Genomic DNA, 26,175 nt, shown 5'->3' on the forward strand with positions numbered 1-26,175 from the left:
TAAAGATCCTTAAGACTTACTTTCAAAAGTGATTATTGATGGAAAATCAATTAAGGAATTATGGAATTTAATTCAGATTGATACGATTTATTGAATCAGAAAGTTATAGAAAGGTTTTTAAGTTAACGGAGCAGGTTAGCTGAAGAAGGATTGTTAATTTGGTATACCGAATTGTAAGATTCAGAGGTGAGAAGATGAAAAGTCAAAGTTTGAATGCAGGTGTCCTCATATGTTAGAAATGCTAGGTATCCTATACACTATTCTATGGATAATAGGGGTGTTATTTATGATATTCTTACCTGTAGCGATACAGGGGGTTGTATATATTAATTATAAAGGTAAAGCATATTGGCGGGGCTTGTTGGTTAGTTTTTTGGCATGGACGATCATCTCTTTTCTCTTACCGAGACTGCTAACTACTAATGAAGCATACCAGATAGCATCAGATGGACTTATAGCGGCTCCGTCTCTATTCCTTTTGCTATTCGCAACTATAGTTCAGTTAACCAGAAAATGGATGAGCAAAAAGAGAAGATGAATTGGAGAAACATGAATCTGTTTCAATTTACACTAATTCCTTTTCCTTGTTTCGCCAACTAGAAATAATATGCACCATTCCAGTTGCACTAAAGGGGCAGGTTAGTGTAACAAGAAAATAGTAGAATCTTCATTTATAATAAAGCTAGTCTTAACATTGAAAGTTCTACAAATCCCATAGAGGTGAAAGTATGGAAATAGATTGCATGGAGTACACTTCGGCATGCATTTATGCAGATACATTAACAGGTATCCATTATTTTGTACCGCAGTCAGGACCAGTTCAGATGGATATGTTCTTTGAATTGAAACCTCCTTTTTCAGATAAGGAATTTGAGTCAATAGCACTCAAAACATTATTGCATAGTCATAAAGAGGAGCCCTCTTTTCACAAAATGACTATCTTGCAGAGGCATTTCAATATAAAGAGTTATAAAAAATTCTCTGAAAACAAAAAATACATTAGTTATGGCTGGGATATCGATAATGGCTTTACGGTTACTGTATGGGAGAGAGAGAAAAGAGGTAGCTATAGCTATTTAAAAGATATTATCCTAGGTCATACGTTTGTTCCTGAAAAATTTACTTCTGCATTAAAAGAGGCAATTGAAAAGTCAACAACATAAGTGGGTGTTGCAGAGGACCGCTGCTCTTGTAGGCTGCCGAGTGTGTTATTGAGCTAAAGGGGCAGGTTAGTGGAAGAAGAGTTAGCTGAAATTTAACTCTGATATTATTCAAGGTTATCCTAGTGATGTATTGCTTTAGGTAAAAATAATGCGGTTTATCAAATGGATTTTTTAATGACAGCTCATTATTTTATCGCTATCATTAAAACCTATTCCTGAATATCACTCAAGTGAAAATAATTATCCATTTTTAAATGGCGAAGCATATAAGGAAGGTTTGCCGTTCACCCTCCCTTATGTGTATGACCTTGGAGGGAAGACATCGAATTTATAACGATAGCCGGGGGTATCCCCGGCTTTTTCTGTCCGCCAATGAAAGGGCGGAATGTTTGGCTCTTTGCGTTACTATGCTGAAGGACCGATCGTTTAATGATTCATATATGATATACATAGCAGCATGGTCAAGTTATGATAGAAGTTAGTGAATAACTACATTGGTGAACGGAGTGGCTAACGTTGAAAAATAAACGATTGTACAAGCTGGGGTGGTTATCCATCATCCTGTCTTGTTTATGCTGGGTCGTTATCCTGGTTATACCTTTTCTGAATTTAAGTGCTGGAGCCAAGGCAGCTGGCATCACGGGTTCCATCGTGCTGGGTGAAGTTTTCTTCTGGATAGGGGCGTTATTTGTCGGTAAGGAAGTGGCAGGCAAATTCAAATCATACCTTAACCCGAAGAACTGGCGAAAGAAAGAGAGGGATTAAAACGCCTCTCTCCATTCCTTCTTGTCGAGTGGGACCCCCGTTTTTTGCATATTCCTATATCACTTTGGCATGCATTAATCCAGGTTCCTTCGACGTTGTGATAATTGTGGCAACGTCCGCTCCTGAGCATATTCGTTCTATTGTTCTTGTTAAGCTAACGGGCCAGTTTGTGTTTTTTCTGAAATTAACAGCGTATATATTCCGCAAATTGTTAATCAGTATGTTATACTGTAAACAACCTTTTAAGCTTTGAATCTTTTTACTTTTACCTGTACCATCTCCCTACTCAAATATTGAGTAGGGTTTTTTATGAGCTTTTTTATACGGAGAACATAAAAAAAAACAGGCTATATAGCCTGTTTTAAAGTTTGATTTGAGATTAAGCTTTTTGAACGTTAGCAGCTTGAGCTCCACGAGGACCTTGCTCAACGTCAAAAGTTACTTTTTGACCTTCGTCTAAAGATTTGAAGCCTTCACTTTGGATTGCAGAGAAGTGTACGAATACATCGTCCCCATTTTCACGTTCGATAAAGCCAAAACCTTTTTCTGCATTAAACCATTTTACTGTACCCTGTTCCATTTTTGTTGCCTCCTAGTGCGATAACACACAATGTATTACTATCCTTGCCTGCCCAAAGTGATTTTCAAGACGAAAAGTCTATATTAATGCTATCCCTTTACACCGAACAAAAATAATTCTTCTTTATTATACCAGAGACCAAAATTATTGCAAATCATTGGGCTTTACCTACCATAGTACCATTAAATAAACCAATTTAAAGTACGGTCGTTGCTATTCTAAATGTGTTCATAAATCTGACGAACTTCTTAAGCACATCCAAATAAAGAAATAAAGTTCCGAGACAGCTATTCTTGCTCTCTAAAGGGGCAGTTTAGTGTAACAAGGGAAATCAATTACATATAGAAATTATCTTTCTATAAGCTATTCTATATTAGAGAACTCGTTAAGTATGGAGGAATTTATGCCGATTTTAAAAATAGGAAATGTTTGTGTGAAAAGGGATTCAAATGGAGATATGGTAATCATAAAGGATTCTAGTGCAATTAATGAAAGTATTAAATATATTAATGAGTTTAATGTAACGAAAGTAGATGTCGAGGACTTTGATTGTAATGATTTAAATTTTCTAAAGGAGTGCCCATTTATTGAAAAATTGTCGATACTTAATCATTATGTAGAAGACCTTAGTGGTATTTATGACTTAAAAAAACTAAGTGTGTTGGCAATTAATGAAACAACTACAAAAGTTCAATTCACAATAAACGAGATAAAGAATTTAGAGGAACTATATGGTACACTACCGAAAAAAACCGTAGGGATTAATGAGTTAAATAAATTAAAAAAGGTGGCATTGTGGGGTTATAAACCTAAATCAAAGAATCTTAATGAATTTAAAAACTTGAAAAGTTTGAAGGAACTTAGTATGACGCAATCAAGCCTCCACACACTTGATGGTATTGAAGGAATTGTAAATTTAAAGAGTCTGGGATTGTACTACCTAAGAACATTAGCTGATATAACAGCATTTGAAGAATTAAAAGCTCCAGTAGCCGAATTGTTTTTTGAGAATTGTAAAAGTGTAGAGGATTTTTCTCCTATCCAGAATTTAATGGAACTTGAAGATCTTAAAATTATAGCCTGTGGTGATATACCATCCCTTAGCTTTGTCCCAAAATTAACCAAACTGAAGAGTCTGGTGTTTCCTGAAACGAATATCTTAGATCAAAATTTAACAGTTTGTGACGGAATTGAGTATGTTTATTATACGAAACAGAAACTTAAAACTAAGCAGATTTCTGGTGGAAAAGGGAATCTTAAGGACTTAACTAAACCTACAAATGAATGGACAAAGAGAATGACCGATGGAGATGAAATATTTAATCCTGAAAATATTGAAGCTACTATCAAAGTTCTTGATTCTTACATTAACAACCTAATAAAACTTGGAGTTAAGTCGAAAAAGAAAGAAATAATGATATTTGTTAAAGATGTTGTAATCAGGATAAATGAATTAAATGACCAATATGATTATTTTATTGAGACAATGGAGAGAGAAGAACTGTGTGAATATATTATTGAAGCAGCAAATATAGCCGGTTTAGAATCCGATGAAGACATTACCGAAGAATGGAGAGAGTGGTAAAAATCTTAAAGGAGGATTGAATGAGGAAACACTTCAAAAAGTGGAACGAGAACTACAAGTGGAGTTGCCAGAGTCGTATAGTAACCTTATGAAGAAAAGAAATGGATTCTACTTAACAAAGAAATTTTATTCCACCACCATCCATAACAGTTGGGAGAAAAATTCTGTATATGTTAACGAGCTATACGGAATATATGAAGACTCCGGATTAATTGACACATGTTGACACACTCTATTTGCGTAGCGAATGGGGCAAACGGAGTAAAAAGTTAGTGATCATTTCAGCAGAACCACCTACGTTTATATGCTTGGACTATAGACGGAGGAGATGCTCCTCGTGATATAGAGGAATCAGCCGTCAAATGTTTGCCGGCTTCATCTTGTGCCCGTACGTATTCGTCTGGCAGTGCCAAGCAGAGTTATCAGCCAAGCAGTCAACGAACGGGCGTATATTGGAGCAGAACGACGCCAGAGCCGAAGGATTTGGTCCCGCTCAGCTTCAGATTCAGTCGATCACGAATTCCCCCCAATAAATGGGGGCCACGTCCGGCAACGATTGGCTGTACCAGGAAGTGATACTCATCCACCAAGTCTAGTTGTGCCAGGGTGGAACCGAGGCCGGGACCGCCGTTAACGACTAGGTTCTTCCCTTCTGCCGTAAGCTGTGGCACCTCCTCGGAAACAGGCCCCTTCAACAAGAAAGAGTTCTGCCACGACACGTGATCCAGCGTCCGGGAGAAGACGTACTTGGGTTTCCGATCGAGCTTGCGTGCGAAGTCGACCAAGAATTGAGGTCCGTCGCCGCTGCTGGCAATGGCTGGCCAGGCACTTTCCATCAGCTGGTAGATTTCACGTCCAAAAAGCAGACCATCGGCCTGGTCCATCAGGTCCACCGTATACTGGTGTAACTCTTCATCTGCAATCACCTGCGTGTGGTCACAGCAACCGTCCAATGTCACATTCATCATCAGGATAACACGTCCCATATGCAGCCTCCTTATGTCTACATTTTGTAAAGCAGGCCCGGTTTCTCATGGATTGCTAATGTGTGCACAGACCGGGCACTACCGAATACAACTTTAATTTAACTGGGGATGGCAGAATAAACAATTCGCCCGTTATCTTAACAAGAATAAACAAAAAGCCGAAGTGGTGTTCGTGTCGGTCAGTAAACAGGCACGAATTAAGCAACATATCTTTTTATTCGCCGCTGTATTCTCATATTCCTTCCAATCTGTGTAACGGAACGCAAGCCAACTTTTCATTAACAAGCATTGGGGTTTTAAAAAATCTTATCTTAAAAGAACCTTTCTCTTATATCAGACTAGGCTTGCTACAAAACAATTCCATATTCAATTAATGGTTGCGTTGATCCAGAAAGGATTAACGGACTTTTGTATTGAATACCTCTTATTGAGTTAACGGGGCAGGCTAGTTGAAGAAAAATATCCATCTTTCATCGTTGTTTTAATGACTAACTAGCAGCCAACCAGAGAGTAAGAACAGAATCTCCTATTCAAAGTAGAAAGTTAGGGATTTTGTTGGTTCCAATGCATTTACATTGTCAAAAGCTACTTATAAAGAAAGAAGTCATTCCCTTGTTTGAGCTACAATTATGAATGTTACACCGAACTTGTCCATAACTGTGCCAAAGGCAGGGCTAAAAGGTGTCTCTTCTAAAGGGGTAACGATATTGCCGCCTTGCTGTAAGTCTTCATTTCCTCACCTGTAATGGACATGTTAATAGTAACAACCGTTTGGGGGGAGCTATTATCAGGATTGCCCTCTCCATCTGTATTTCCTGTTGGGATGTTAATAGGAGAATCAAATAACATGAGCTCGTTTTCACCAATCTTAAGGAGAGAGTATGCCACTGATTCTTTTAATGAACCCGGGCATGGCATCGACATTTCTCCAAAAGTTCGAAATTGAACAACCGTGGCATCCAGAACCCTTTCGTAAAACAGTATAGCCTCCTTGGCACTTCCGCCCATTACAATACAAGGGGTAATATTTATTGTCACGACATCCCAGCTCCTTTTCAAAGAGTTCTAGTCCATTTCGCCATTGTATAGCTTTATTCCTTTTCCTTACTAGAGGTACTGATGCAAGACGCCTGTTTTATTGATAGGATATGTTCCAAAGATAATGGGAACTAATGGATGTTTCAGTCACTGTGCATATGCCATTTTCATCGTGGGTAAAGGAAATCATAAAGTTCAGAGCAAAAAAGGTGGGAGGGTAGTGAATAAGGAGCTATTTAAGTTATTGACAGATACACTGAGAGACATTGAACGGATAAAATCATATCTTTTACAAACGATGACAATACGTAATGATGGAATCAATTTGCAGGCAACAGAGAGGATCCTTAAAAGGTTAGAGCGGATTTCACAAGAAGCAGATAATGAATTAATTGATACACTCATAAGGATTGAGCAAAATTTTGATTTAGAACAAGCAAAATACAGAATAACTAAGGCAGATTCGCAAGTCAGGAATCTACCAAAGGATTGAAGTCGTCTTATCGGGCGGCTTTTTTGTTAATTCCACTAAAAGGGCAGTTAAGAAACGTTATCATATAACGACCAAAACCCGGGTTAAAATATGGGGAAATGTAGTAGGGAGGACACGATGGAGGCTTTACAGTGGCTCCAAAAATGGTACCTGGAGGAATGTAACGGGGATTGGGAACTTGAATTTGGAATCAGGATAACGACACTCGATAACCCGGGGTGGTGTAGCAGCATTTGTCTAGAAGAAATCATTTTAGAGGATAAAGTATTTCAGAGTATGGACTGCCACGCGAGGAACACGGTTGATCCAATGCAGGTTGAAACATGTACCACAACGGGGTAAAAGCTTTATGGCCTACGGAGGTACAGAAAACTTAGGGGAAATACTGGAATTATTCCGAAGATGGGTAGAAAGATAGTGTCTGCTTTCTACAAATAATTGTTTGGTTTTGGGGAGGTTAGTTGAATATCGAACAGGAAATGGGGATAAATATGGAGCGTTTAAAGATAGGGTCTTGGATTATTGAAGTCGATAATAGCAAGACACAGGCCTTTTATGAAAAACAACCTTTAATAACGGAAGAATGGGATTCAGATTTCGAACAAAATTATGTTTTAGCCTGTGAAACATTTCCGAAAGAAGTAAACGATTTTTTCCATTCTCTTGGAGTAGACCCGCGTAAGCAAGGTGAGGTCAATCAATACAAAGAAAACAACGATGGGACATATATTTATGGTGGTTTTTATTTTATTGTAGGAAATATAATAAGCGGACCTGACTTTTGGGTAAACACTGTGGAAGGTTTAACGCCAAACTTTGAAACAGTAAATGGTATACAAATAGCTTTTACTAATGAACTGGCAATGACCCCAGATGAAGAGCTGCCAAAACCTGTGATTCAATTGGAATTCCAGTTAAATGTACCTTGGTTGTTGAACTAACTTGCAGTTTAGTTTAAGAAGGAAATTTCTTGTTTAATTGTATGAAGAAACAGGAAATGATACTCGATGAACAAATTGAAGAACAGGGGTTTGTTGATATAATTAATCGCTATTACAAGCGAGAATGTTACATTTATGCGATGATCCCTGAATCTGAAGAACAACTCCTAAAAGAACTATCTCATGATTTTATTGAAGTTAATAAATTTCCGTTACCACGAGTTTTTCCAAGGGAAATGGGACATTTAGGATATATAAAAGACAGCCAAAAAAAATATATTTACGAATTTTATTTACGGTCTACAACAATGGACTATTTGGTTTTTTCCGAGACTGATGCATCCGAACAATTACATAAATTAACCAAGAATAGTTTAGATATTTACAAAATATTTGAATCTAACAATATCCCTCATATAACCATTGGTCCCGATGGTCAATGGCTTAACATCCTTATGTATTAATGTTAAAATCTTGCTCAACTAAAAGGGCAGTTTAGTTGAAGAATTCTTAATGAGAAAAGGGAAGTTTACAAGAAGAAGCAGGTTTAAATGGACTTTATTAAAGTCCTAAGGATAGCGTAAATATTATAGGCATTTGAGGAAAATATAATATATATAATATGCCGAAGGGCGGAAGCCTTTTATGTTACTTATGATTCTCACGATAGCAGTGTTCAACAGCATCGTTTACTTTATGCCTAAGAGACTTCTGCAAGTAGAGATGTACACTACCTCCTTATTTGCAATAGGATTACATTTAATAATTGATATTTTCTTTGACGTAAAATATGGGTTATACGGATACTTTGACCCAAAAGTTGTAAACTGGGCAATGTTAGGTGTAACCTTTGGGATATATCCAGCTGTAAATGTCATTTTTCTTAACTTCTACCCTTTTCATCAAACACTTTTGAGAAAGGGCTGGTATATAGTTATGTGTTCTGCTTTTGCTGTTTTTTATGAATGGATAGCAGTAAAGACAGACTTTTTTTATCATAGTGGTTGGAAACTAATATATTCTGCTTTAATGTATCCTCTTTTATTTCTCGGTTTATTAGGGAATTATTTTTTTATTATGAAGCTAAAAAATAAAGCAGAATAAAAAATCCTTCACTCTCTTGTTGAACTAACAAGTGTAGGGCTGAAGAAGATCCGGAGCTGCTTTTCTGCAGCTTTTTCTTCTTGTACTAAAGGGAAGGTTAGTTGAATAAAAAATATTCTAATTTATTTGTGTTATGTACCAAAAGAGTCGAATAGCCCCTCTCTCAGGTAATGATTTTGGTCGGTCCTGTCACAACCAACAGGGATAGAAGTAACTAAATCGGTGGTAATCCGACAAACCAAGCATCTTTATTTCCGATTTTCCCTTCTGTTGTTCCGGTTTTCCCCCATATTGGTGTCCCGATATCAGACCGATTTCCGGTTCCATACGGCTTAGAAACAACTCCAAGCAACATTCATGTCACGGGCTGTTGTCTGCTCATGATGGTTTTTGTTTCAGTAGTTGCAGTAGCACGTGCATCGATAATGTCATAGGTGAAGGTAATACCTAAAGAGTCTGTATGTTATTATATGATATTTGTGTATAACAAGAAAAATCCTAGAAACCATACAGGAAAATGGCATCAAGGACTTATCTTGAGAACTTTTATTTTTTTGAAGTTATGATCAATGGACCATGTGACGAGGAGCATCGGAAATAACCTCTGAGTTAGAGTGTGAATTTCAAATGGTTTTTATACAAGAAAAAATCCAAGAAACTAAGCGAGAGGATTCAATACAGTTTCTGGGACTTTTTCTAGTTGCTGTGCGGAAGTCCATTTCTATAGAAAGGAGGATCTAGAAAATAGAACTTCAAGAATAAGTATTTGTAGATTATCTACTTTTATTCATGCTTGTAGCCTAAGATTCTATATAGAGCAAATTTCCCAACAGGTACTGAATTATAAGTTCCTTTCTTTATCTCCTTTCCCCTTACTGCGAAAGAACGATTCTACCGATTGATCCTGCTCTTTCCCTGGGACACAATTTCACCTGTCAGCATCATTATCGACTTCAATCATGCATTTGAAAACGGGATGGATTTTTTGCCTATCGTGGCAGGTTACAATCCTTAACTTGTGATGAAGTGTAATTAACGGGTGCGTCAATTGAACTATTAGCGGCTGATGCTGCCTTTTTGTGACATGTACAAATCAAATAAGATAATAACATGACTAAATAATTTGCTATGATTCCGGTTAATATAACAATATTACAAGATGAAAGGTTGAATATTTATGGATATACAGCATACCCCTCGTCTGACATCCTCTGAAATAGCATATCTGTGGGGTGTAAAACTAGCTGATAGTATGCATATATGTGTATTTACATATTTTCTTGAACATATCGATGATCCGAATATAAAGACAGTTATAAGCCATGCTTTAGATTTGTCACAACAACATGTGGAGATCATTCGAAACATATGTACACAGGAAGGAATTGTACTTCCTAATTTCTTTACTGAAGAAGATGTGAATCTAAGGGCAAAACGTCTGTTTTCAGATACTTTTTATTTACATTACCTTAAGAATATGTCAAAAGGAGGGCTAGTCACTCACGGCTGGGCACTTGGAAATCTCTACCGCCATGATATACGCTCTTTTGCCGCTAAGAGTATTGCGTCCTCCGTGGAATTAGATAATGAAATAGCGAATGTCCTATTAGAAAAGGGACTGGAAGCAAGACCCCCTTATATCCCTTACCCGCAGGAAGTAGATGTCATTCGCAGACACTCTTTTTTATATGAATGGCTGGGGAAGAAAAGGGCACTTTCAGCAACTGAAATTGCTGACCTTTATAACAATATCACCGCAAATGAACTAGGCATGGCAATAGCAACTGCATTCGGCAGAGTCGCACGCTCTGAACAGGTCAAGGATTATATCCTGCGAGGAAAAGACCTTTCATTAAAACAAGTAAGGATTTATAGTGATTATCTGGAGAATCATTCCCTCACTATCCCCGCCATAGAGGGTCTGGAAATTACGGACTCAACGGAATCGCCCTTTTCTGATAAATTATTAATGGTTCATTTCAGTCTTATGAACCACTCTAGTGTAGGGAATCTGGGAATGTCCATTTCAGAAAGCTTAAGAAGTGATTTAATTGTCGATTATACCAGGATAAGTTCAGAAGTTTTAAAGTACGCAGAAGATGGGATGAACCTCTTAATAGAAAACAAGTGGATGGAAAAACCTCCTACTACATCAACAGATGAAGATATAGGCTAAGGACAATTTGCGTGGAAGCTAAAGAACGGTTAATGTGGAGCATCGCTCTACCTGGCTTTGGACAATTACTTAATGGCAAATACCTTAAGGGGATTGTTTTTATTCTATTGGAAGTAATCATCAATGTTATGTCTAATTTTAATGAGGCCATTTACTATAGTTTTAATGGTGAAATAGAAAAATCTATTCACGTAGCTAATTATCAGTGGCTCATGTTCTACCCTTGTATATACTTTTTTGCAATGTGGGATGCATTCAAGGATTCAGGAGGAGGTAAAGAACCGTACTCCTACCTTCCTTTCGTATTATCCGCTTACTTTGTAACAGTAGGAATTATGTTTTCTGAAAGAATTGAAATGTTTGGAATATTATTGGGAATTGTTTGGTTCCCGATGTTATGTGTTATTCCAGGAGTAGGATTGGGGCTTTTTCTAAAAAGAATATTGCAAGTTAAAAAGTCATGAGGTTGAATTAACTTGAAAATGTAAAGCACTTCTCTATAGAGGTGTTTTTCTAGTTGGAATAAATTATGATCAGGGCTTTTTCTTATATGGGGACAGGTTAGTTCAAGAAAAAACGTGATTTTTACATAGTAATCAAAAATATGAAGTGAGGACTGACATCATTGAGAGAGCTTCTTAATCAATTGCCAAGTTTACCTTCTGAAATTAAATGATTCATGATTCTTGTTGTTGCAGTTATCCTTTTCCGCATGTTAGGTAAGAGAAATCTTGCAGAAATGACGGTTGCTAAAGCTATTGTCTGAATTGCTGTGGGTACGGTGCTGATATGACCATTAGCGATGAAAAATAAAAGGATGCTTTTGGAATCTGCTAGTGAGGGCAACTTACTTGTTCAACAAACGGGGCAGGTCAGTTGAACAAAAATAGCTGTTTATGTTACATAAGGACCATAATATAGTTTTCTGATATATTTTAGGGTAAATAATAATTACTGATATGCAGAGAGGGACATAAATAAATGAAGTTCTTTTTAGGAGTTTTTCTTATATCACTTATTCTTAGCGGATGTGGACAAAAAGAAATAGTCATTGGAGACAAGTCTGAAAAACGACCAGTACCTGAAGATTATTTGAATTATATCTACAGCGATGATGAAATACTTATTTATTTACAAGTTCTAAAAGACACCGGTGCAAAGCTAGATGGTTATAGTGCAGTTTATGAAGTTACCCAAGATGAAGAAGGAAAGTATGGTCACTCGTCCTCTGCAGGCGGCTTAATTGGTGAGAAAAAAGATGGGAAGCTGAGTTTTAATATCGGAATTTTTGAAGATGACTTTAACGGCGTAGAAAAAAACAACCAATGGTTAATGACTTACAATAACCAAACATACAAATTTAAAAAAGTAACAGTGAAAGAGACTGAAAAAATCCTTGATGATTTCGAAAATACATTAGAAGAAAGGAATCAAAATCAGTAGCTTAGTAAAAGTCAACAGCGTATGTTGGCTTTTTTTTGTTACGCATTCGGACTATACTGTTCATTACTATTATGTTCTTGTTAAACTAAAGGGACAGTTAGTTTTAAAAGATTTGTCTAATTGATTCTAATGTCGTATTTTTGGATTAAGAGGTGGGTTTATGAAATTTCATCTTTTAGGTGAGGATACAAAAATAGTTATTGATGTATTACGTCGAAACTACCCAAACAGCACCGATTATTAGGATGGTAACTTGGTAAACTCAAAAATATATATTGATATCCCAGGTTGCGTTGCAAGTTTTGATGCAAATTTACGGACTGATGAATTAAGGGACTTCGTTTCTGATCTCAAATTAATGAATCGATTGTTAAAGGGAAAAGCAAACCTGAACAATTTAGATAATTACTTGGAATTGGAATGCCATATGGACAAATTAGGGAAAATTAATTGGACTGCGGAAACGTGCTATCCAGCCGGCTATGGTGCAGTTCTTAATTTTGAATTTGAATCAAATCAGACATTTTTACCAAGGTTAATAAAAGAATTGGATGATATTGTAAGTGTATTTCCTGTTATCGGAAAGCGTTAGTGTAAATTAAAAGCAAGTTATTGCTGCCTGCATTTACGGTGGCTTTTTCTTTCTTCAACAAACGGGGCAGGTTAGTTGAAGAACCAGGAGGATTTCCCATACCAATTAAAGGGTTTTTCACTAGCTCTGTGGAATTTAATTGAGTCGGTTTGCGAAAGTAATGTAATTTGGAATGATAGGAGAGTTATACTAGTATGTTAGTATTCGGAATGATCTTGCTTTTATTCCTGGTTGGTATATATCCTTTCTGGGACAAGAAATACACTAGGAAATTGGAAGTTACTCAGCAGGAACGGGATCGTATTGCTTATTTTAAGTATGTCATCTATTCAGAATGGACGGTCGCTTTGTTGATTGTTGCAGTGGTAGCAGTAACTTCGACCACTTTTACAGATATCGGTTTTTCGCTGCCCGCCGAGAATTCCTCCCAATCTTTAGGGATAATGACAGGCTTTCTTGTGGCGGTATTTGGCACCATGTTCCTCATGATGAAGTTGCCATTTTACCAGCGATACCAGCAAAAACAAGCTGAACCAGTAAGTTATCTGTTTCCAACCGGGAAGCTCGACAAACGCTTTGGGATTATGGCAGCCATTACAGCAGGAATTTGCGAGGAAATCATCTATCGCGGGTTTCTGATGCATTTTCTGTCCTCCTCTCCCTTCCATTTGGAAGACCTTATCCTCGGGCTCACTGCGGCTGCCATATTTGGGCTCGCCCACTACTACCAAGGATGGAAGGGCGTCCTTGGGACAGCGTTGGTAGGGTTTGCCCTGTCACGGGTATATGTTAGTACGGGTAGTTTACTGTTCCCAATCTTGCTGCATATTGCGATTGACTTGAGGTTTATGTTGTTTATGAAGAAACCATCTGCTGAAATGGATGCGAATAAGACTATGTAACGGTCAACAACACGGTCGGAACCCAAAAACGGTTGCTGCGGCAGCTCTTTATTCTTCTTCAACAAACGGGGCAGGTTAGTGGACAGGACCGTCTCAATATCTACCATTTCATACATCAGTCTATTTCAACTACAATAATGGTGGAGTAAAAAGTGAATTGAGGGAGCAACTGTTGTTTGAAGCTAATTAAGTATTTTATCACCCAGTTTATTCTATTTTGTGTAATAGCACTCAGGGCTTTTCTCAGATAGCTATATTAACAGGCCATTTACTTATGTTGATTCTATAATGATCAATTAGAAGCTTCACAATGGTGTTTTTGACAGTGATGGTGACATTGAAGAATTTTTTGATGAAATAGAACAGCTGACGGAATTCAAAATTTCTCTAGATCATAAACCTATTGAGCTGAACATTTATCAAGAAGACATATAGATATATGTTCAGCAGCCTATGCTGATTCCTTTTATCATTGGCTGCTTACATGGAAGTCAGAGCTGTCTTTAAGACAGCTTTTCTGATTTCGCTAAGGGCAGGTTAGGTTGATTAAGATAATGACTCATATGAACTAGGGAATGACTATAGAGAGGTGAATTTTATGAAGTTTAATCAAATGACAGACGAGGAAAAACGTAAGTTACTTATTGCGATGTATTTTCTACAAAAGGGAGCACACCAATTAAATAAACTTCATGATGAATTTAGTTGTAAAGATAACCATAATGAAATAAAGGAAGTAAAGGAAAAAGAAAGCAACCTTTTTCAAGCGATAGCACGCTTTAATGATTTTTACCTTTATTCAGATGATGATACTGAAAATGAAGAAATAGATAAATTAGAGATTGAAATTTTTGAATGGATAGAGGACCACGGATTTACTCAGGACATTAAGAAGTTTTTTGATAAGAATAGTATTATGTTCAGCTAACAGAGGCGATTGTTCTATATGAACAGGCGCTTCTTGTGCTAAAAGGTCAGGTTAGTTGAAGAAGGGACTGAGCCTGAGGCTCCAGTCCCTTCTTTTCTTACCTTTATCGACCCAAGTCTGTTAAGCCTGGACTATGCTCATTAGGTCTCTCGGGTAGAGTTGGAACTTCGAAGCCGTTAGGGGGGTCAACAATGGATAACTCGCCTGCATTCCTGCTAGGAGATTCTCCAGAAAAGATTTCTCCGATCCTAGTGGCATCTAGTCTGAAATTAAATTGGACGTTATGGTATCCCATCTCTACGTATTTCCTGCATTCCGGGTATTTATTGATATCGTAGTTGGGGACAGGGAATATTTTGCCCCAATCCACACCTAAAGTTTCCAATGCCTTGGCAAATGCATTCTGGTGGGCATTGTCCCTGACAATCAAGAATCCAAGTGTCTCCCGTAATGTTTTGTTGGAGCTCATTTCATAAATCCTTGTCTTTTGAAGGACCCCGGTGGATTCCAGGACGACATTATCCAGCAGGTCTGCGATTAAGTTTCCATGACTGTACACATAGGAGCCCAACCAAGGATTACCATTTGCGTCCTCCGGCAATGAACTTTGTGCACCCATAATATAGTGATGCGGCAACGCATGCTTAACGGATTCGTCAAGAGGTGCTTCATCTACGCCCGAGTTTCCGGGAGTTGGTGCCCCTGAATCGTCTAATAGTGCATTGATCGTATGCTGGACTAGCTCCACATGTGCGATTTCTTCTAAAAATATGCCCTTTAGCAAGTCGCGAAACTGTTTGGCTTTACCCCGGAAATTGCTGCTTTGAAAGAAAAACTGATTCATGGTTCGCATTTCTCCAAACCGGCCCCCAAGGATTTCTTGCAAGGCTTTTGCAGCAACTGGATCAGGCTTATCTGGAACGATCGGATTGATTAATTCTTCTTTATAGTAGTACATAAATAACCTCCAGCAATATAAATAAATTGAGTTCCACTATATTTATATTTCATTTTAAATGTACGATTTATTCAAAAAAATACGCTTCAATGTGTTTTTTCATTAATAACACGCATTTTTACTTTATATTTAGAATGTAAATCTTAAAGGGAAAATCCTTTCTTGAGCCTTGGGGACTGAATATGAATAAAAAGAATTTCCAAAATATCTCGGTAAAGATGAAATACGGTTATTTCACTGGAAAGCAAAGGAAGGTCTTGGAGTGGTACGAACAGAATCGACTTGGAAATAAAAAACAAAAATCTAAACAAACACAAAGCATCTACTGGAAGTTTTTGTCGTAATGTAGAGGACTTTTCTTTATTTGCAAAAATATTTTGAAATTATCAATACACAGACCGCAATGATAAATTACTGCCAAAGATATTCTGAAAACGACTGTTTAAGAGTTTCAAAGTGTTACTTTGAGACGGTAAGTTACCGATAAAGCGGCACAATTTTCCCGACACGCAGGGACAATTACCAATTAAGTAGAAGAGACACTTCCAATTGAATTACATCATACTTTTCTTTATGAGAAGTTCAGTTTAATAAAAATCATACGAATGAAGGTTAGGTGTGCCTAACCTTTTTTATTTTGCCCATGTACCTAGGTTAGGGGACTGCATTATTGAGTTTATCCATATCTAAAAACGGGGATATGTTACTAAACGATAAAGAGGAGGAGACATTTTATGAAACTCGAAGTTTTGTGCAACGTAGAGAATTGTACGTACTGGGCCGAGGGGAATCAATGTGCTGCCGACTCTATTTTTGTCGTCGGCCTTCATAACAATGATGCTGACAGTGTGGCGGATACAGCTTGTAAAACCTTTGAACCTCGCAAACAATAATCGATACAGCATGGACCGGACGGCTGATGCCGCCCGGTTTTTTAATTCAGGGAATAGGACAGTCCGCCATCGGTACAGTGATACTGGTTTCCTTTGCCTGCGAAATGAGGACAGTCCCCTTGACTGGGAACTTAATTAGCACCACTATTCAGATCGCTACACTTCTATATATAATTCATTCTTGTTCAACTACCGGGCAGGTTAGCATTCCTGTAGATCGTTATTTTGAACTTTGATAAAAATAGGGGCCCTCAGTAAGATAGATGAGTAAGACTCGACTCAAACTCAACATCTTAGGAGGAACCCCTTATATGAAGTTTAAAATGCAGGACAAACAAAATCAACTAATAGAAAGAATTACTGATAAGCATCTGATTATTGGCGTGGATATTGCACAACACTTTCACGTAGCGAGAGCCGTGAACTATCGTGGGATTATAGTGGGAGAACCCATCACCTTTGAAAATAATGAAGGTGGATTTTCGATATTATTAAACTGGATACACGAGATTAAAAGAATACATAAACTCGAGGCGGCTACAGTCGGTATGGAACCTACGGGCCATTACTGGATCAACCTTTCCAAATGGCTGATGAAACAAGATATCGAAGTAGTAACCGTGAATCCGCATTTAGTGAAGAGGAACAAGGAAAACCGAGATAATACCCAATCAAAGAGTGACAGGAAAGATGCCCTTGTAATAGCTGATATGGTGAAGAACGGATATTATGCTTTTGTGAGAAACACTTCGGAATCATTTGAGCAACTCAGGGTGCTAATGTCGAACAGGGATGTGATTGTCAAACGGCTGGTCAGCTCTATTAATCAATTAAACCGTTGGGTGGACATCGTTTTTCCTGAACTCAGGCAGGTATTTAAAGATATAACGGCCAAGGGAGCGATCGCTACCCTCAGGCTATTCCCATTGCCGATGGAACTGCGTTCCATGACGCCGGAACAGATCGTCATGGGGTGGAGATCCGTCATGAAGAGGCAGCCTGGAATGAAGAAAGCCCAATTGCTTGTCCAGGTGGCCATGAACTCTGTTGGTACAAGGCAGGCCCTTAGTGCTTATAGATTCCACCTTGAGCAATTATTGGAGGAATATGATCTTGCGGTCCAACAAATGGATAGGGTGGAACAGGCCGTCAAGGAGGTATTGGACTCGATTCCTTTCGCAAGAAAGCTGCTTATGATTAAAGGGATTAGCGAGATCTCCCTGGCTGGCATCCTGGGTGAAGCTGGGGATTTAAGTGGTTTCTCGCATGGCAACTCACTGCTTCGCCATGCGGGACTCCACCTGGTGGAAGCGAGTTCGGGAAAGTGGAAAGGCCAGACCGTCATATCCAAGCGTGGAAGGTCAAGGCTGCGGCGTTTCCTTTACTTAGCCACTATGAGCCTTGTGATGAACAATCCAGAATTTAAGGCGATACATGCCCATAATGTCAAAGTGAAGAAAATGAAAAAAATGAAATCCATCATGAAATTGATTGGCAAGCTGGCCAGGATCTTTGTTGGAATAGCACGTAAGAACGAAGTGTATTATGCCCATAAAGTGCAGCCCATAAAAGACATCGCAGCGTAATACAACTCTTACGTTCTCGGAGAGAACACACCTAAACCAAGCAATAGATTTTCAAATGTTGGCTCATTCGCAGGATTTCAAATATGTACGGAGCACCAGATTTCTTCAACAAAAGGGCACGGACCCATTAGGTTAGCATAACTGGCCTCCACCCCTTGGAAAGGCATGACGAAGGAATGACAGGGCAACTTAGACCCGTTGAGACATGGGAGGGAAAGCCTCCAGGGGCGGCGTGGAGTAGTACATCATATGGCAAATTATGGAGTGGTTTTCCAACTCCTTTATTTAACCATGCCTTCACGTAGCCAAGTTGGCCCAAACTTACTTCGAACAAAAGGTGACCTAAGACCAAGGAGTTTGAAATCCTGCGAATGAGCGAGCATTTGGGAGAAAATCGAATCATACTGAGGGAGTTGAAGAATGCTAGTTGAAAGATGTGTAAAAAGGGAATATCAAAATGCGTTCAAACCTTATTAGGAACCATTTCTCACTTTGGGTTTGCGGGCAACTTCCGGATTACCCAGAGATTCAATAAAAGTAAGAAAAAAAGGACGGGATAGGCGATGGGAGAATATTGCTTCCAGCCATGATAATAGAATAATACCGTTTTCCTCGCCATCCATTCAAACAATAAACATAGTCCAGAACAGTATGTATAGGGCCAGCTTCCATGTTCACTTTTGAATGTAAAGACTGTGAAGAATTTGCCTCAACAGTAATCGAATTCCTAAAAAAAATGCGATGAATCCTCCAAACGAATATGTATGTTTCCAATGATACAACTCAAAAAGCTCAAATTTATCGAATAAAGGCTCTACTACATAAGCAAAAATGGCTGCCAGAGCTATGGAACCAAGCATAAACGAAATGGGGGTTTTGAAGTATTGGTATAGAAGCATCGCGGAAATCGGTATGACTATGACATCTGCTGGTATCAGGGGAGGAATCATATTAACCAGTTTGTCTGGATACGTCCAAAGGCTGAATTCCACCCCCGCTGTATCAAGTAAGCACGCGGCTACACTGCATAACATGCCATAGCTGAATATTTCCAAGAAATGGTCACGCTCTTTATCAACCATTTTCCACCAGACAAACACAAGGGCGATGGTAGTTGTTAATAAAAACCACCACTGTGGACTAAAAAGGTCATCTTGATGCCAGTGCTCCTGAGACATGCGGGCATACATTTCCCTGGCACGTTGCACATGTTCGTAAGGGACTATGTTATATATCATGAAATACCTCGTGATTGTGACGTCTGCTGCTGCAAGTCCTCAAGGATTACATTCTACTTTCGCCAAAGATAATGCCAGATGTTCTTTAAGTATATTTGATACCGTGTCAGCCTGATTTTTGTCACAAGTAACAATGAGGATGACCTCAGAGTATTTGTTGTTTTTCAAAACGTTAACGAGTTTATCTTTGTTTTGCCATCTGTACTCACCTAGTTCAATGAGCAGACCGAGAATGAAGCCACCTGCTCCTCCAATCAATCCCCAGTATATAGGTCCCAAATCCCACTCAAAACCTTTGCTTGCTAAGATTGTTGAAAAAACGGTGGCCAGTACAAATCCCTTGTCCAATAAGGAACGGCCATCTGAATGATCGATGGAATCGATGATCTTAGGTCCATCTTTTATACGTTTTAGAGGCACCGCAAAGATATCGCTAATCCCGTTGCTCTGTAATTTCGCAATTCCAAGTTCGAGCTTTCGGGAATGTTCGAATGTGGCATAGATTTGCACTTACTCCACCACCTTCCCTTTTAAAATTTTGAAGTCGAGATCCTGAAAGTTTTTCGTAAGAAAGGTGCTCTGCTCTTTGTCAAATAACTTATTAATTTCAACAGTGTTGATGTAAGCATCATATACCGTATAGAAATAGAAAGAAGGGAGGAAGAGCAGCCACTGCATATCCAATACGTTGGTAGACCTTTCTATATCGCCCTGTATCAAATAGACCAACGCTTCCATGAAATGCGAATAGTAGACCACGATGATGGTCCAGATCAGTGTAAAAAAACCTTGTAATAGCCTGTGCTGATAAATCTGGCCTAAACTTGGAACACCCAGTGACCATAGAATGGCAATCACAGGGCTGCGTTTATCCAGATAATTGATCCCAATGGACTCTATTGTATATTTCCTGATTGGAGAATTCTCCCGTTCGCTCAGTTTGAATTCATCATTCAAATCTACAGCTGTACGGTAACTGTCCCATATCCCAAAGAAATATACGGGCATATACAGAAGCAATAGTTTAACATCGATCACTTCTTTTGCTGTCTCTATATCTCCCATGAATGAATAAACCATGCCTGCATTCACTTTCGAATATTGATTGATGAAAAATTCCCACATAACTAAGACAAGACCTCGAAAATACTTTCCTAAGAGTAGGTGTCCAAAACCTGGGAATGCCACTGACCACCAAGCAATCAGATACGGATTTCTTAAATGTAGCACAGGCGTATCAAGAAGCCCCAAATAGTCTCGGGGAAGTCGTGTACTTGTTTTTCTCGCTGCCATGGTTCACCCCGTTATCAACTTTGACCTAAGAATTCATGTAGCTCGCTGGATGTAGGAATTAAAAAGGCATAAAGTGAGAAGGCCATTCATTGTTGTTGTATAGGTACATGTTTCCCAAAATTAAACATGATATGTAAATTAAGTATGTGACTGCATAAAAAGAGGTGATTTCTATCAAGCAGTCAAAACCAAAGAACAGCACTCCTTTTCAAGGAACCCATGATGAACGGAGCTGCGAAACAGATTTTTTTACACTTAGTTCACCCGGTAACACAAAGAAATCTTTATGAAATAACGGGTGCTTGAGTTGTGAACGGAGCGTCATTTAGACAGCTTTTCCTGTTCTACTAAAGGGACAGGTTAGGGGAAGAAGGAAATTGTTATATAGATATTGAATTTACAAGTAGAGCAACATTGGATAGTTTATACGGCGGCAATCGAACGAGGTACAATGCGACTTTTGGGGATTTTGATATAGGGAGCTATTGCTATAGATAATAATAAAAAAACCGTTTAACGACGTTATAAAACATATGAAAACGATCGAAGGGGCCCCTGATGATATGGATTTAGGCAAGCTACCTAAACCATTGCGAGACATTGGTTGCAGGATTCATATCATTAACTATTCTAGTAGTAATAATTGGTTCGTTAATGCAGTGAAGAAATTACTGATTTGCATTTGTTAACATGCAGAGCCACCGAAGAAGGTGGCTTTTCTTATTGAGCTAACGGGGCAGTATAGTTTAAGAAGGGATATTAATGGTTTTAGACGAATTTGTTTTTTAGATACATATTGAAGGGGTGAAGGCATGTGGAGGATATAATTAATGCAATAAACCAATGGATACAAACATTACCGAAGGTATATAACTCAATGTCAGAAACAGAAATAGCAAATCGACCATTACCAAATAAATGGTCAAAAAAAGAGATTTTAGGACATCTATGCGACTCTGCAACAAATAATATTCATAGGTTTATAAAAATTCAGTACGAACAACAACCATTTGTTATCCAATCATATAATCAAAACCAATGGGTAATCCTACAGAACTATCAAGAAAAACCAATTGATGAGATATTAAACCTTTTTTTAGCATTAAATAAGCAAATCATAAATATTATATCGAATGTTCCAAAAGAGAGATTATCAAATCTTTGTGATATAGGAAATAATCAACAAAAAACATTAGAGTGGCTCGTAAAAGATTATCTTAAACATATGGAACATCATATTAACAACCAAATCCTTATGAAAAATAATGCCTAATATTGATACGGTGCCTTTGACTAACGGGGGCAAGAGCGAGATCAGAAGCTGCTTTTTAGGCAGCTTTTCTTATTTCGCTAAAGGGGCAGTTTAGTTCAACAAGAATACCTAGCCGATGCTTTTTGCTCGGTTTAAGATAATGGTGATTTTTGATAACTTTTCGAAATATTACTTTCAGTTACCTGTCAGATGGTAAGAGATATAGGAATAGTATATTACTGGATTAATAAAATTGAGCACAGGAAGAAAAATGAGGTGATTTTATTTTAGAAAAACTCAGGAAAATTAATATGAGAACTGCTGTATTTATGGGAATCATTTTTTACTCTTTGACTATATTAATCCACTTTCTTATTATAAGCGAAAGTATTCCATTCACATGGGTTAACGGTGGAAGGTCTGAATCATTCGCTGAACAGCTACCAATATCTGTTGTAAATATCGTTATTTCAATTATTGGAGTAGTTTTTACGTTGATTGTTGGTGGAATTAAACTATATAAATACAAAAGAGGAATAACCGTTATCTGTTGGTTTTTTGTTGTACTTTGGTCTTTTGGATTTATACAACAATTGTTTGGAACACCTTTTGAAAAAATGGTTTGTTCGTTAGTATTGCTTATTGGAGTTATCTCGAGCTTGCGTATGGCGATTGAAAAAAAATAGATGTACTATTTAATTAATAAGTTTGTGAACAATTACACTTAAACTAAAGGCGGCTTTACTTCAATAAGGAGTAAGGCTTTTTCTTCTTCAACTAAAGGAGCAGGATACTTCTAGAAATGCGAAACTACTCCCGTTCCAGAACGTATAAAATATAAAGCACAACCTAGGGTGGGAGAAAATATGTCCGAGGAAGAAAGAGAACGATTGAAAGCAAAAGAACTACTGAAACAGCCTGGAGTTGCATTAAACAGTGCTTGGTCTCAAGCTAATACTGGAGCACCAAGTAGCGGTTGTTTCGTCAATGTATTTTCTGTCTTAATTGTAGTAGGCTTCGTTCTATTAGTAAGAGCGTGTTCAAACTAATCTTATTCAGTTTGCTGGTAATGAAGTCAGCTTTGTTGTTATTTAGACTACTAGCGAAGCTCCAGCTTGCTAAAAATGCACTTAAACTATAAGGGGCTTTAGTTGAAGAAGGGAATAGCATAAGGACCTATTGGGTCCTTCATTTGGCAAAAAACACAATAGAGGCTAGTTTTCAGAAGAATATAAGCATCGATGACAAAAAAATGAGTCAGCATATGCAACTGCTGACTCATCACTTTTGATTATCTTTCCCGCTCCCCGCAAAGCCATCCCCCTTTGCTTCGTCATATGCTTCCTTAAACAGCGACCCTGTTTTTGGGGGTGATTGTTGCTTAGAACTTTTGTCCGGAATTTGATTTTTTTGTCCTAGCAACGATAAGATCTGCTGTATGTCTTTTTGGAGCTGTTTTACTTCTTTGGCCACCTTTTGAATATCCTCTACAGCTGCCGCTTTCTTTAATGGTTTAACAGATGTAGAGTAACGTCCGCTGCTCTCAAAAATGCATAACTCAACATCTTCCAGGCTGGAGATTCCACTCTGTCGGATTGCTACCTCCACTTCATCCGCTGTAAGTCTTGCTTTCTTGATTTCGTTCATCAACAATTTGCCGTCTTTCACTACCACCGACGGCGGACCAATGATAAGATTCCTGGCACGCGGATATTTCTGCATGGTCCAGGTGAATAGCAGGATGCCGAGGATGAGTAAGGCACCACCGTACAATGCCCCCCATTCCTTTTTCATTGCGAGAGGAGATATGATGACAGTACCGACAGAAATACGAAGTACCGCTTCCGCAACAGTCATCTCCATTAGGGAACGTTTGCCAGCCAGTCGCAGAAAAGCAATCCCGGCTGACACAATCAGTAATGCTTTAAGGGGATAAGGCAACGATGGCAGAGTATCTAACCATTCCGTCATATATTCCATTCCTTTAACGTAGGGTTTCTGTATGATTTGAGCATTACAACATCCAAAAAATATAGTCCAGCAGATATACAAAATTTTAAACCAGGATTTAGCAGTAAACACATATTACAATGCCCTCCTCTCCAGATTCTCTTATAATAGCGTGCCCAAAGCATCAATCTTTCTGCACTTTTTAAGTTAGGATGGTTAGATATTTTTATCCTTTCCAACCAACCTTGTCCGATAGTGGTTTGCCGCAAGAAAAGCACAGGAACATACAAGAAGATGAAAAAGAAGCATATTTTTGTCATGCAAGTAATCACGCACTATTTACCCTAACAATTTTGTTAGGCTTTTTATTTTATCTTCATAGAGTATGACTAAAGTGGAATGATAAAGTATTCATAGATTTTTTCTGGCTACTGTGCAGATGTTTTAATTCTTTATAAAATGGGTTTACAAACAAATAAAATCATGTGTAACCTATTAGGTGAACAATTAAGAAATAAAGTAAGGCTAAAGTTAAACCCTAAGATTAATGACTGGAGAAAAAAAGATGAATACCAAGAAACCTTCTTTGGATCCCCCTAAGATACTTGTAATGGGATTTGCAGCTTTGATCTTATTGGGAGCTTGTTTATTGATGCTTCCTATCGCCACGGAAGATGGGAATGGGCTTTCATTCCTGAATGCCCTGTTCACCGCCACTTCCGCCACATGTGTTACAGGGCTTGTGGTGGTAGATACGGGTGATACATTCACCAAGTTCGGGGAGTTGACGATCTTGTCCCTAATCCAGGTTGGCGGCCTCGGCTTCATGACGTTTGCGACTTTTTTCTTTTTCTTGCTGGGGAAACGGATTTCCTTGCGGGAAAGGCTCCTGCTTCAGGAAGCACTGAATAATACGTCTTTTGCAGGGATTGTCCGACTGGTAAAAAGAGTCCTTATATTTACGTCTGTTATCGAATTGGTTGGTGCGGCCATCCTTGCCATTCGCTTTTCCTTCGATATGCCTGTGGGCAGGGCCATCTATTATGGAATCTTCCATTCAATATCTAATTTCAACAACGCGGGGTTTGATTTGATGGGTGAATACAGGAGCCTGACTCCATATGTGGAAGATCCGACTGTCGTACTGACCGTCTGTGCCCTCATTACGCTGGGGGGGCTAGGTTTCATTGTCATGAATGAACTGTATGAATACCATGACACCAATCGATTGTCCGTACATACAAAGATTGTCCTGGTGACTACCCTGATTCTGACACTTGGTGCAACACTGCTTATATTCCTGTTTGAATATGGAAACGAAAAGACGCTCGGGCACCTTTCGTACCTGGGGAAAGTGCTGGGCTCCCTGTTCCAGGCTGTTACACCAAGGACCGCCGGAGCCAACACACTGAACCTCGTCGATTTGACCCAGTCGACATTATTCTTGACTATCTTCCTGATGTTCGTCGGTGCTGGACCAGGCTCAACGGCGGGTGGAATCAAGATTACCACCTTGGCCACCCTTGCAGCCACTGTCTGGTCCCAGATCAAAGGGAAAGAGGATGTGGTGATGTTCAAGCGCAGAGTCGTCATCGAAACCATCCTGAAAGCCATAACGGTAGCAATGTCCGCCATGTTTCTGGTCATACTCGTTACTATGCTATTGACGATGACACAGACGGGCCATAATTTCATCTTCTATCTTTTCGAAGCAACCTCCGCCTTTGGAACGGTTGGATTATCGCTCGGCTTGACGCCACTGCTTACGCCAATCGGGAAAGTCATCATCATTTTCACCATGTTCATGGGAAGGCTCGGACCCTTGACGGTTGCCTTTGCGGTATCTGCAAGAAGAAAACCTGATCCATATAAGCATCCAAAAGGAAAGATCATGATTGGATAACCAGAACACGTCAGGAAAGTGATGGAATTGGCATTCGAAGTATCATTTGCTGTTATAGGCCTTGGCCGTTTTGGATTAAGCATAGCGTCAAAGCTGTAATTTAAAATGATACTACTTTCCAAAATACGGTATAATTTATCGCAGGACCATTGATTCATCTTTTTAACGTCCAAAAGGGGGTTGCAATTGCCAGTCACTGAAACATCCACCTTTTATTCGCCAATAACTGCTTTTTTGCCAATTATGATAGTTGTATTAATGGCTGGATTAATTATGTATGTTATATTACGTTTGCGAAAAAAGTAGAGATGGCAAAATTATTAACTCAAAAATAAACACTCTAATCGTGCTTCTAGATAATGCAGCTTTTTTGTTTTTAGCTAAAGGGGCAGTTTAGTGGAATGAG

The 26,175-nt window shown here is 38.6% G+C and carries 30 protein-coding genes; 22 read left to right on the forward strand and 8 right to left on the reverse strand.

All coding sequences use genetic code 11. The features are described from left to right. The first annotated feature begins 286 nt into the window (after positions 1–286). The 3 genes from V1500_RS07760 (at position 287) to V1500_RS07770 (ending at position 1,928) form a co-directional block, all read left to right on the forward strand. Positions 287–538 (forward strand): hypothetical protein, encoded by a 252-nt coding sequence (locus tag V1500_RS07760; RefSeq protein WP_409304992.1) that lies wholly within the window; start codon positions 287–289, stop codon positions 536–538. 190 nt (positions 539–728) lie between these two features. Then, positions 729–1,163, forward strand: coding sequence for a hypothetical protein (locus V1500_RS07765; RefSeq protein WP_409304993.1), 435 nt, complete (start codon positions 729–731; stop codon positions 1,161–1,163). 516 nt (positions 1,164–1,679) lie between these two features. Next, a complete protein-coding gene (locus V1500_RS07770; RefSeq protein WP_409304994.1) occupies positions 1,680–1,928 on the forward strand; it encodes a transporter suffix domain-containing protein in 249 nt (82 codons plus the stop codon). Between the two features lie 379 nt (positions 1,929–2,307). Here the strand turns inward: V1500_RS07770 and cspC are convergent, their stop codons facing one another. Beyond that, a complete protein-coding gene (gene cspC / locus V1500_RS07775; RefSeq protein WP_101634077.1) occupies positions 2,308–2,508 on the reverse strand; it encodes a cold shock protein CspC in 201 nt (66 codons plus the stop codon). A 1,297-nt stretch (positions 2,509–3,805) separates the two neighbouring features. Between cspC and V1500_RS07780 the strand changes: the two genes are divergently transcribed. Beyond that, the gene (locus tag V1500_RS07780; RefSeq protein ID WP_409305945.1) at positions 3,806–4,093 is read left to right on the forward strand and encodes a hypothetical protein; all 288 of its coding nucleotides are present in this window, start codon (positions 3,806–3,808) and stop codon (positions 4,091–4,093) included. Further along, positions 4,059–4,319, forward strand: a complete 261-nt coding sequence (locus V1500_RS07785; protein ID WP_409304995.1) for an SMI1/KNR4 family protein — start codon at positions 4,059–4,061, stop codon at positions 4,317–4,319. Before V1500_RS07780 ends, V1500_RS07785 begins: the two co-directional genes overlap by 35 nt. 208 nt (positions 4,320–4,527) lie before the next feature. On the opposite strand, the gene V1500_RS07790 is transcribed toward V1500_RS07785, so the two are convergent. Next, entirely contained in the window at positions 4,528–5,079 is a 552-nt protein-coding gene (locus V1500_RS07790) for a dihydrofolate reductase family protein (RefSeq protein WP_409304996.1), read from the reverse strand. Between the two features lie 690 nt (positions 5,080–5,769). Then, a complete protein-coding gene (locus V1500_RS07795) occupies positions 5,770–6,117 on the reverse strand; it encodes a hypothetical protein (protein ID WP_409304997.1) in 348 nt (115 codons plus the stop codon). Between the two features lie 220 nt (positions 6,118–6,337). Here V1500_RS07795 and V1500_RS07800 point away from each other — a divergent pair, with 220 nt between their 5' ends. The 11 genes from V1500_RS07800 (at position 6,338) to V1500_RS07850 (ending at position 14,696) form a co-directional block, all read left to right on the forward strand. Continuing rightward, positions 6,338–6,610: a hypothetical protein gene (locus V1500_RS07800; RefSeq protein WP_409304998.1), complete on the forward strand. Its 273-nt coding sequence runs from the start codon at positions 6,338–6,340 to the stop codon at positions 6,608–6,610. Positions 6,611–6,727: 117 nt separating this feature from the next. Then, positions 6,728–6,952: an Imm53 family immunity protein gene (locus tag V1500_RS07805; RefSeq protein WP_409304999.1), complete on the forward strand. Its 225-nt coding sequence runs from the start codon at positions 6,728–6,730 to the stop codon at positions 6,950–6,952. 119 nt (positions 6,953–7,071) lie between these two features. Further along, a complete protein-coding gene (locus tag V1500_RS07810; RefSeq protein WP_409305000.1) occupies positions 7,072–7,551 on the forward strand; it encodes a hypothetical protein in 480 nt (159 codons plus the stop codon). A gap of 56 nt (positions 7,552–7,607) precedes the next feature. After that, on the forward strand, positions 7,608–8,015 hold the full coding sequence (locus V1500_RS07815) for a hypothetical protein (RefSeq protein ID WP_409305001.1): 408 nt from the start codon (positions 7,608–7,610) through the stop codon (positions 8,013–8,015). 181 nt (positions 8,016–8,196) lie between these two features. Then, a complete protein-coding gene (locus tag V1500_RS07820; RefSeq protein WP_409305002.1) occupies positions 8,197–8,655 on the forward strand; it encodes a CBO0543 family protein in 459 nt (152 codons plus the stop codon). A 1,177-nt stretch (positions 8,656–9,832) separates the two neighbouring features. Beyond that, the gene (locus V1500_RS07825) at positions 9,833–10,831 is read left to right on the forward strand and encodes a DUF3231 family protein (RefSeq protein WP_409305003.1); all 999 of its coding nucleotides are present in this window, start codon (positions 9,833–9,835) and stop codon (positions 10,829–10,831) included. 11 nt (positions 10,832–10,842) lie between these two features. After that, entirely contained in the window at positions 10,843–11,295 is a 453-nt protein-coding gene (locus tag V1500_RS07830) for a hypothetical protein (protein ID WP_409305004.1), read from the forward strand. 517 nt (positions 11,296–11,812) lie between these two features. After that, positions 11,813–12,274: a hypothetical protein gene (locus V1500_RS07835; protein WP_409305005.1), complete on the forward strand. Its 462-nt coding sequence runs from the start codon at positions 11,813–11,815 to the stop codon at positions 12,272–12,274. A 253-nt stretch (positions 12,275–12,527) separates the two neighbouring features. Then, the gene (locus V1500_RS07840) at positions 12,528–12,866 is read left to right on the forward strand and encodes a hypothetical protein (RefSeq protein WP_409305006.1); all 339 of its coding nucleotides are present in this window, start codon (positions 12,528–12,530) and stop codon (positions 12,864–12,866) included. Between the two features lie 194 nt (positions 12,867–13,060). After that, positions 13,061–13,768, forward strand: coding sequence for a CPBP family intramembrane glutamic endopeptidase (locus tag V1500_RS07845; protein ID WP_409305007.1), 708 nt, complete (start codon positions 13,061–13,063; stop codon positions 13,766–13,768). 598 nt (positions 13,769–14,366) lie between these two features. After that, a complete protein-coding gene (locus V1500_RS07850; RefSeq protein ID WP_409305008.1) occupies positions 14,367–14,696 on the forward strand; it encodes a hypothetical protein in 330 nt (109 codons plus the stop codon). Positions 14,697–14,799: 103 nt separating this feature from the next. Here the strand turns inward: V1500_RS07850 and V1500_RS07855 are convergent, their stop codons facing one another. Further along, positions 14,800–15,654 carry a manganese catalase family protein gene (locus tag V1500_RS07855; RefSeq protein ID WP_409305009.1) on the reverse strand — a complete coding sequence of 285 codons (855 nt, stop codon included), beginning with the start codon at positions 15,652–15,654 and terminating at the stop codon, positions 14,800–14,802. Between the two features lie 734 nt (positions 15,655–16,388). Here V1500_RS07855 and V1500_RS07860 point away from each other — a divergent pair. Together V1500_RS07860 and V1500_RS07865 are read left to right on the forward strand one after the other, a co-directional pair. Next, positions 16,389–16,547 (forward strand): DUF1540 domain-containing protein, encoded by a 159-nt coding sequence (locus tag V1500_RS07860; RefSeq protein WP_409305010.1) that lies wholly within the window; start codon positions 16,389–16,391, stop codon positions 16,545–16,547. A gap of 311 nt (positions 16,548–16,858) precedes the next feature. Then, a complete protein-coding gene (locus V1500_RS07865; RefSeq protein ID WP_409300507.1) occupies positions 16,859–18,133 on the forward strand; it encodes an IS110 family transposase in 1,275 nt (424 codons plus the stop codon). 674 nt (positions 18,134–18,807) lie between these two features. Here the strand turns inward: V1500_RS07865 and V1500_RS07870 are convergent. Genes V1500_RS07870 through V1500_RS07880 form a run of 3 tightly spaced genes read right to left on the reverse strand, consistent with a single transcriptional unit; the run spans position 18,808 to position 20,664 of the window. Continuing rightward, the gene (locus tag V1500_RS07870) at positions 18,808–19,371 is read right to left on the reverse strand and encodes a CBO0543 family protein (RefSeq protein ID WP_409305011.1); all 564 of its coding nucleotides are present in this window, start codon (positions 19,369–19,371) and stop codon (positions 18,808–18,810) included. Positions 19,372–19,410: 39 nt separating this feature from the next. Then, positions 19,411–19,881, reverse strand: a complete 471-nt coding sequence (locus tag V1500_RS07875; RefSeq protein WP_409305012.1) for a hypothetical protein — start codon at positions 19,879–19,881, stop codon at positions 19,411–19,413. Further along, positions 19,882–20,664, reverse strand: coding sequence for a hypothetical protein (locus tag V1500_RS07880; RefSeq protein WP_409305013.1), 783 nt, complete (start codon positions 20,662–20,664; stop codon positions 19,882–19,884). An 814-nt stretch (positions 20,665–21,478) separates the two neighbouring features. Here V1500_RS07880 and V1500_RS07885 point away from each other — a divergent pair. The 3 genes from V1500_RS07885 (at position 21,479) to V1500_RS07895 (ending at position 22,965) form a co-directional block, all read left to right on the forward strand. Beyond that, positions 21,479–21,937: a DinB family protein gene (locus tag V1500_RS07885; protein ID WP_409305014.1), complete on the forward strand. Its 459-nt coding sequence runs from the start codon at positions 21,479–21,481 to the stop codon at positions 21,935–21,937. A 290-nt stretch (positions 21,938–22,227) separates the two neighbouring features. Further along, the gene (locus tag V1500_RS07890; protein WP_409305015.1) at positions 22,228–22,602 is read left to right on the forward strand and encodes a hypothetical protein; all 375 of its coding nucleotides are present in this window, start codon (positions 22,228–22,230) and stop codon (positions 22,600–22,602) included. 180 nt (positions 22,603–22,782) lie between these two features. Continuing rightward, a complete protein-coding gene (locus V1500_RS07895) occupies positions 22,783–22,965 on the forward strand; it encodes a hypothetical protein (RefSeq protein WP_409305016.1) in 183 nt (60 codons plus the stop codon). A gap of 232 nt (positions 22,966–23,197) precedes the next feature. Here the strand turns inward: V1500_RS07895 and V1500_RS07900 are convergent, their stop codons facing one another. Further along, positions 23,198–23,887 (reverse strand): DUF421 domain-containing protein, encoded by a 690-nt coding sequence (locus V1500_RS07900; protein WP_409305017.1) that lies wholly within the window; start codon positions 23,885–23,887, stop codon positions 23,198–23,200. Positions 23,888–24,431: 544 nt separating this feature from the next. Between V1500_RS07900 and V1500_RS07905 the strand changes: the two genes are divergently transcribed. Then, positions 24,432–25,769 (forward strand): TrkH family potassium uptake protein, encoded by a 1,338-nt coding sequence (locus V1500_RS07905; RefSeq protein ID WP_409305018.1) that lies wholly within the window; start codon positions 24,432–24,434, stop codon positions 25,767–25,769. Positions 25,770–26,175: the final 406 nt, after the last annotated feature.

The sequence above is a fragment of the Peribacillus sedimenti genome, assembly GCF_046237635.1.
GTDB lineage: Bacteria > Bacillota > Bacilli > Bacillales > DSM-1321 > Peribacillus > Peribacillus sedimenti.

Bases quoted from the DNA above. Each gene is read 5' to 3' on its own strand.
- V1500_RS07865 (WP_409300507.1), top strand. From the start codon at position 16,859: ATGAAGTTTAAAATGCAGGACAAACAAAATCAACTAATAGAAAGAATT.
- V1500_RS07815 (WP_409305001.1), top strand. From the start codon at position 7,608: ATGATACTCGATGAACAAATTGAAGAACAGGGGTTTGTTGATATAATT.
- V1500_RS07895 (WP_409305016.1), top strand. From the start codon at position 22,783: ATGTCCGAGGAAGAAAGAGAACGATTGAAAGCAAAAGAACTACTGAAA.
- V1500_RS07850 (WP_409305008.1), top strand. From the start codon at position 14,367: ATGAAGTTTAATCAAATGACAGACGAGGAAAAACGTAAGTTACTTATT.
- V1500_RS07900 (WP_409305017.1), bottom strand. From the start codon at position 23,887: ATGACGGAATGGTTAGATACTCTGCCATCGTTGCCTTATCCCCTTAAA.
- V1500_RS07860 (WP_409305010.1), top strand. From the start codon at position 16,389: ATGAAACTCGAAGTTTTGTGCAACGTAGAGAATTGTACGTACTGGGCC.
- V1500_RS07845 (WP_409305007.1), top strand. From the start codon at position 13,061: ATGTTAGTATTCGGAATGATCTTGCTTTTATTCCTGGTTGGTATATAT.
- V1500_RS07765 (WP_409304993.1), top strand. From the start codon at position 729: ATGGAAATAGATTGCATGGAGTACACTTCGGCATGCATTTATGCAGAT.
- V1500_RS07780 (WP_409305945.1), top strand. From the start codon at position 3,806: ATGACCGATGGAGATGAAATATTTAATCCTGAAAATATTGAAGCTACT.
- V1500_RS07785 (WP_409304995.1), top strand. From the start codon at position 4,059: ATGAAGACATTACCGAAGAATGGAGAGAGTGGTAAAAATCTTAAAGGA.
- V1500_RS07805 (WP_409304999.1), top strand. From the start codon at position 6,728: ATGGAGGCTTTACAGTGGCTCCAAAAATGGTACCTGGAGGAATGTAAC.
- V1500_RS07760 (WP_409304992.1), top strand. From the start codon at position 287: ATGATATTCTTACCTGTAGCGATACAGGGGGTTGTATATATTAATTAT.
- V1500_RS07890 (WP_409305015.1), top strand. From the start codon at position 22,228: ATGAGAACTGCTGTATTTATGGGAATCATTTTTTACTCTTTGACTATA.
- V1500_RS07790 (WP_409304996.1), bottom strand. From the start codon at position 5,079: ATGGGACGTGTTATCCTGATGATGAATGTGACATTGGACGGTTGCTGT.
- V1500_RS07905 (WP_409305018.1), top strand. From the start codon at position 24,432: ATGAATACCAAGAAACCTTCTTTGGATCCCCCTAAGATACTTGTAATG.
- V1500_RS07825 (WP_409305003.1), top strand. From the start codon at position 9,833: ATGGATATACAGCATACCCCTCGTCTGACATCCTCTGAAATAGCATAT.
- V1500_RS07835 (WP_409305005.1), top strand. From the start codon at position 11,813: ATGAAGTTCTTTTTAGGAGTTTTTCTTATATCACTTATTCTTAGCGGA.
- V1500_RS07870 (WP_409305011.1), bottom strand. From the start codon at position 19,371: ATGATATATAACATAGTCCCTTACGAACATGTGCAACGTGCCAGGGAA.
- V1500_RS07820 (WP_409305002.1), top strand. From the start codon at position 8,197: ATGTTACTTATGATTCTCACGATAGCAGTGTTCAACAGCATCGTTTAC.
- V1500_RS07855 (WP_409305009.1), bottom strand. From the start codon at position 15,654: ATGTACTACTATAAAGAAGAATTAATCAATCCGATCGTTCCAGATAAG.
- cspC (WP_101634077.1), bottom strand. From the start codon at position 2,508: ATGGAACAGGGTACAGTAAAATGGTTTAATGCAGAAAAAGGTTTTGGC.
- V1500_RS07880 (WP_409305013.1), bottom strand. From the start codon at position 20,664: ATGGCAGCGAGAAAAACAAGTACACGACTTCCCCGAGACTATTTGGGG.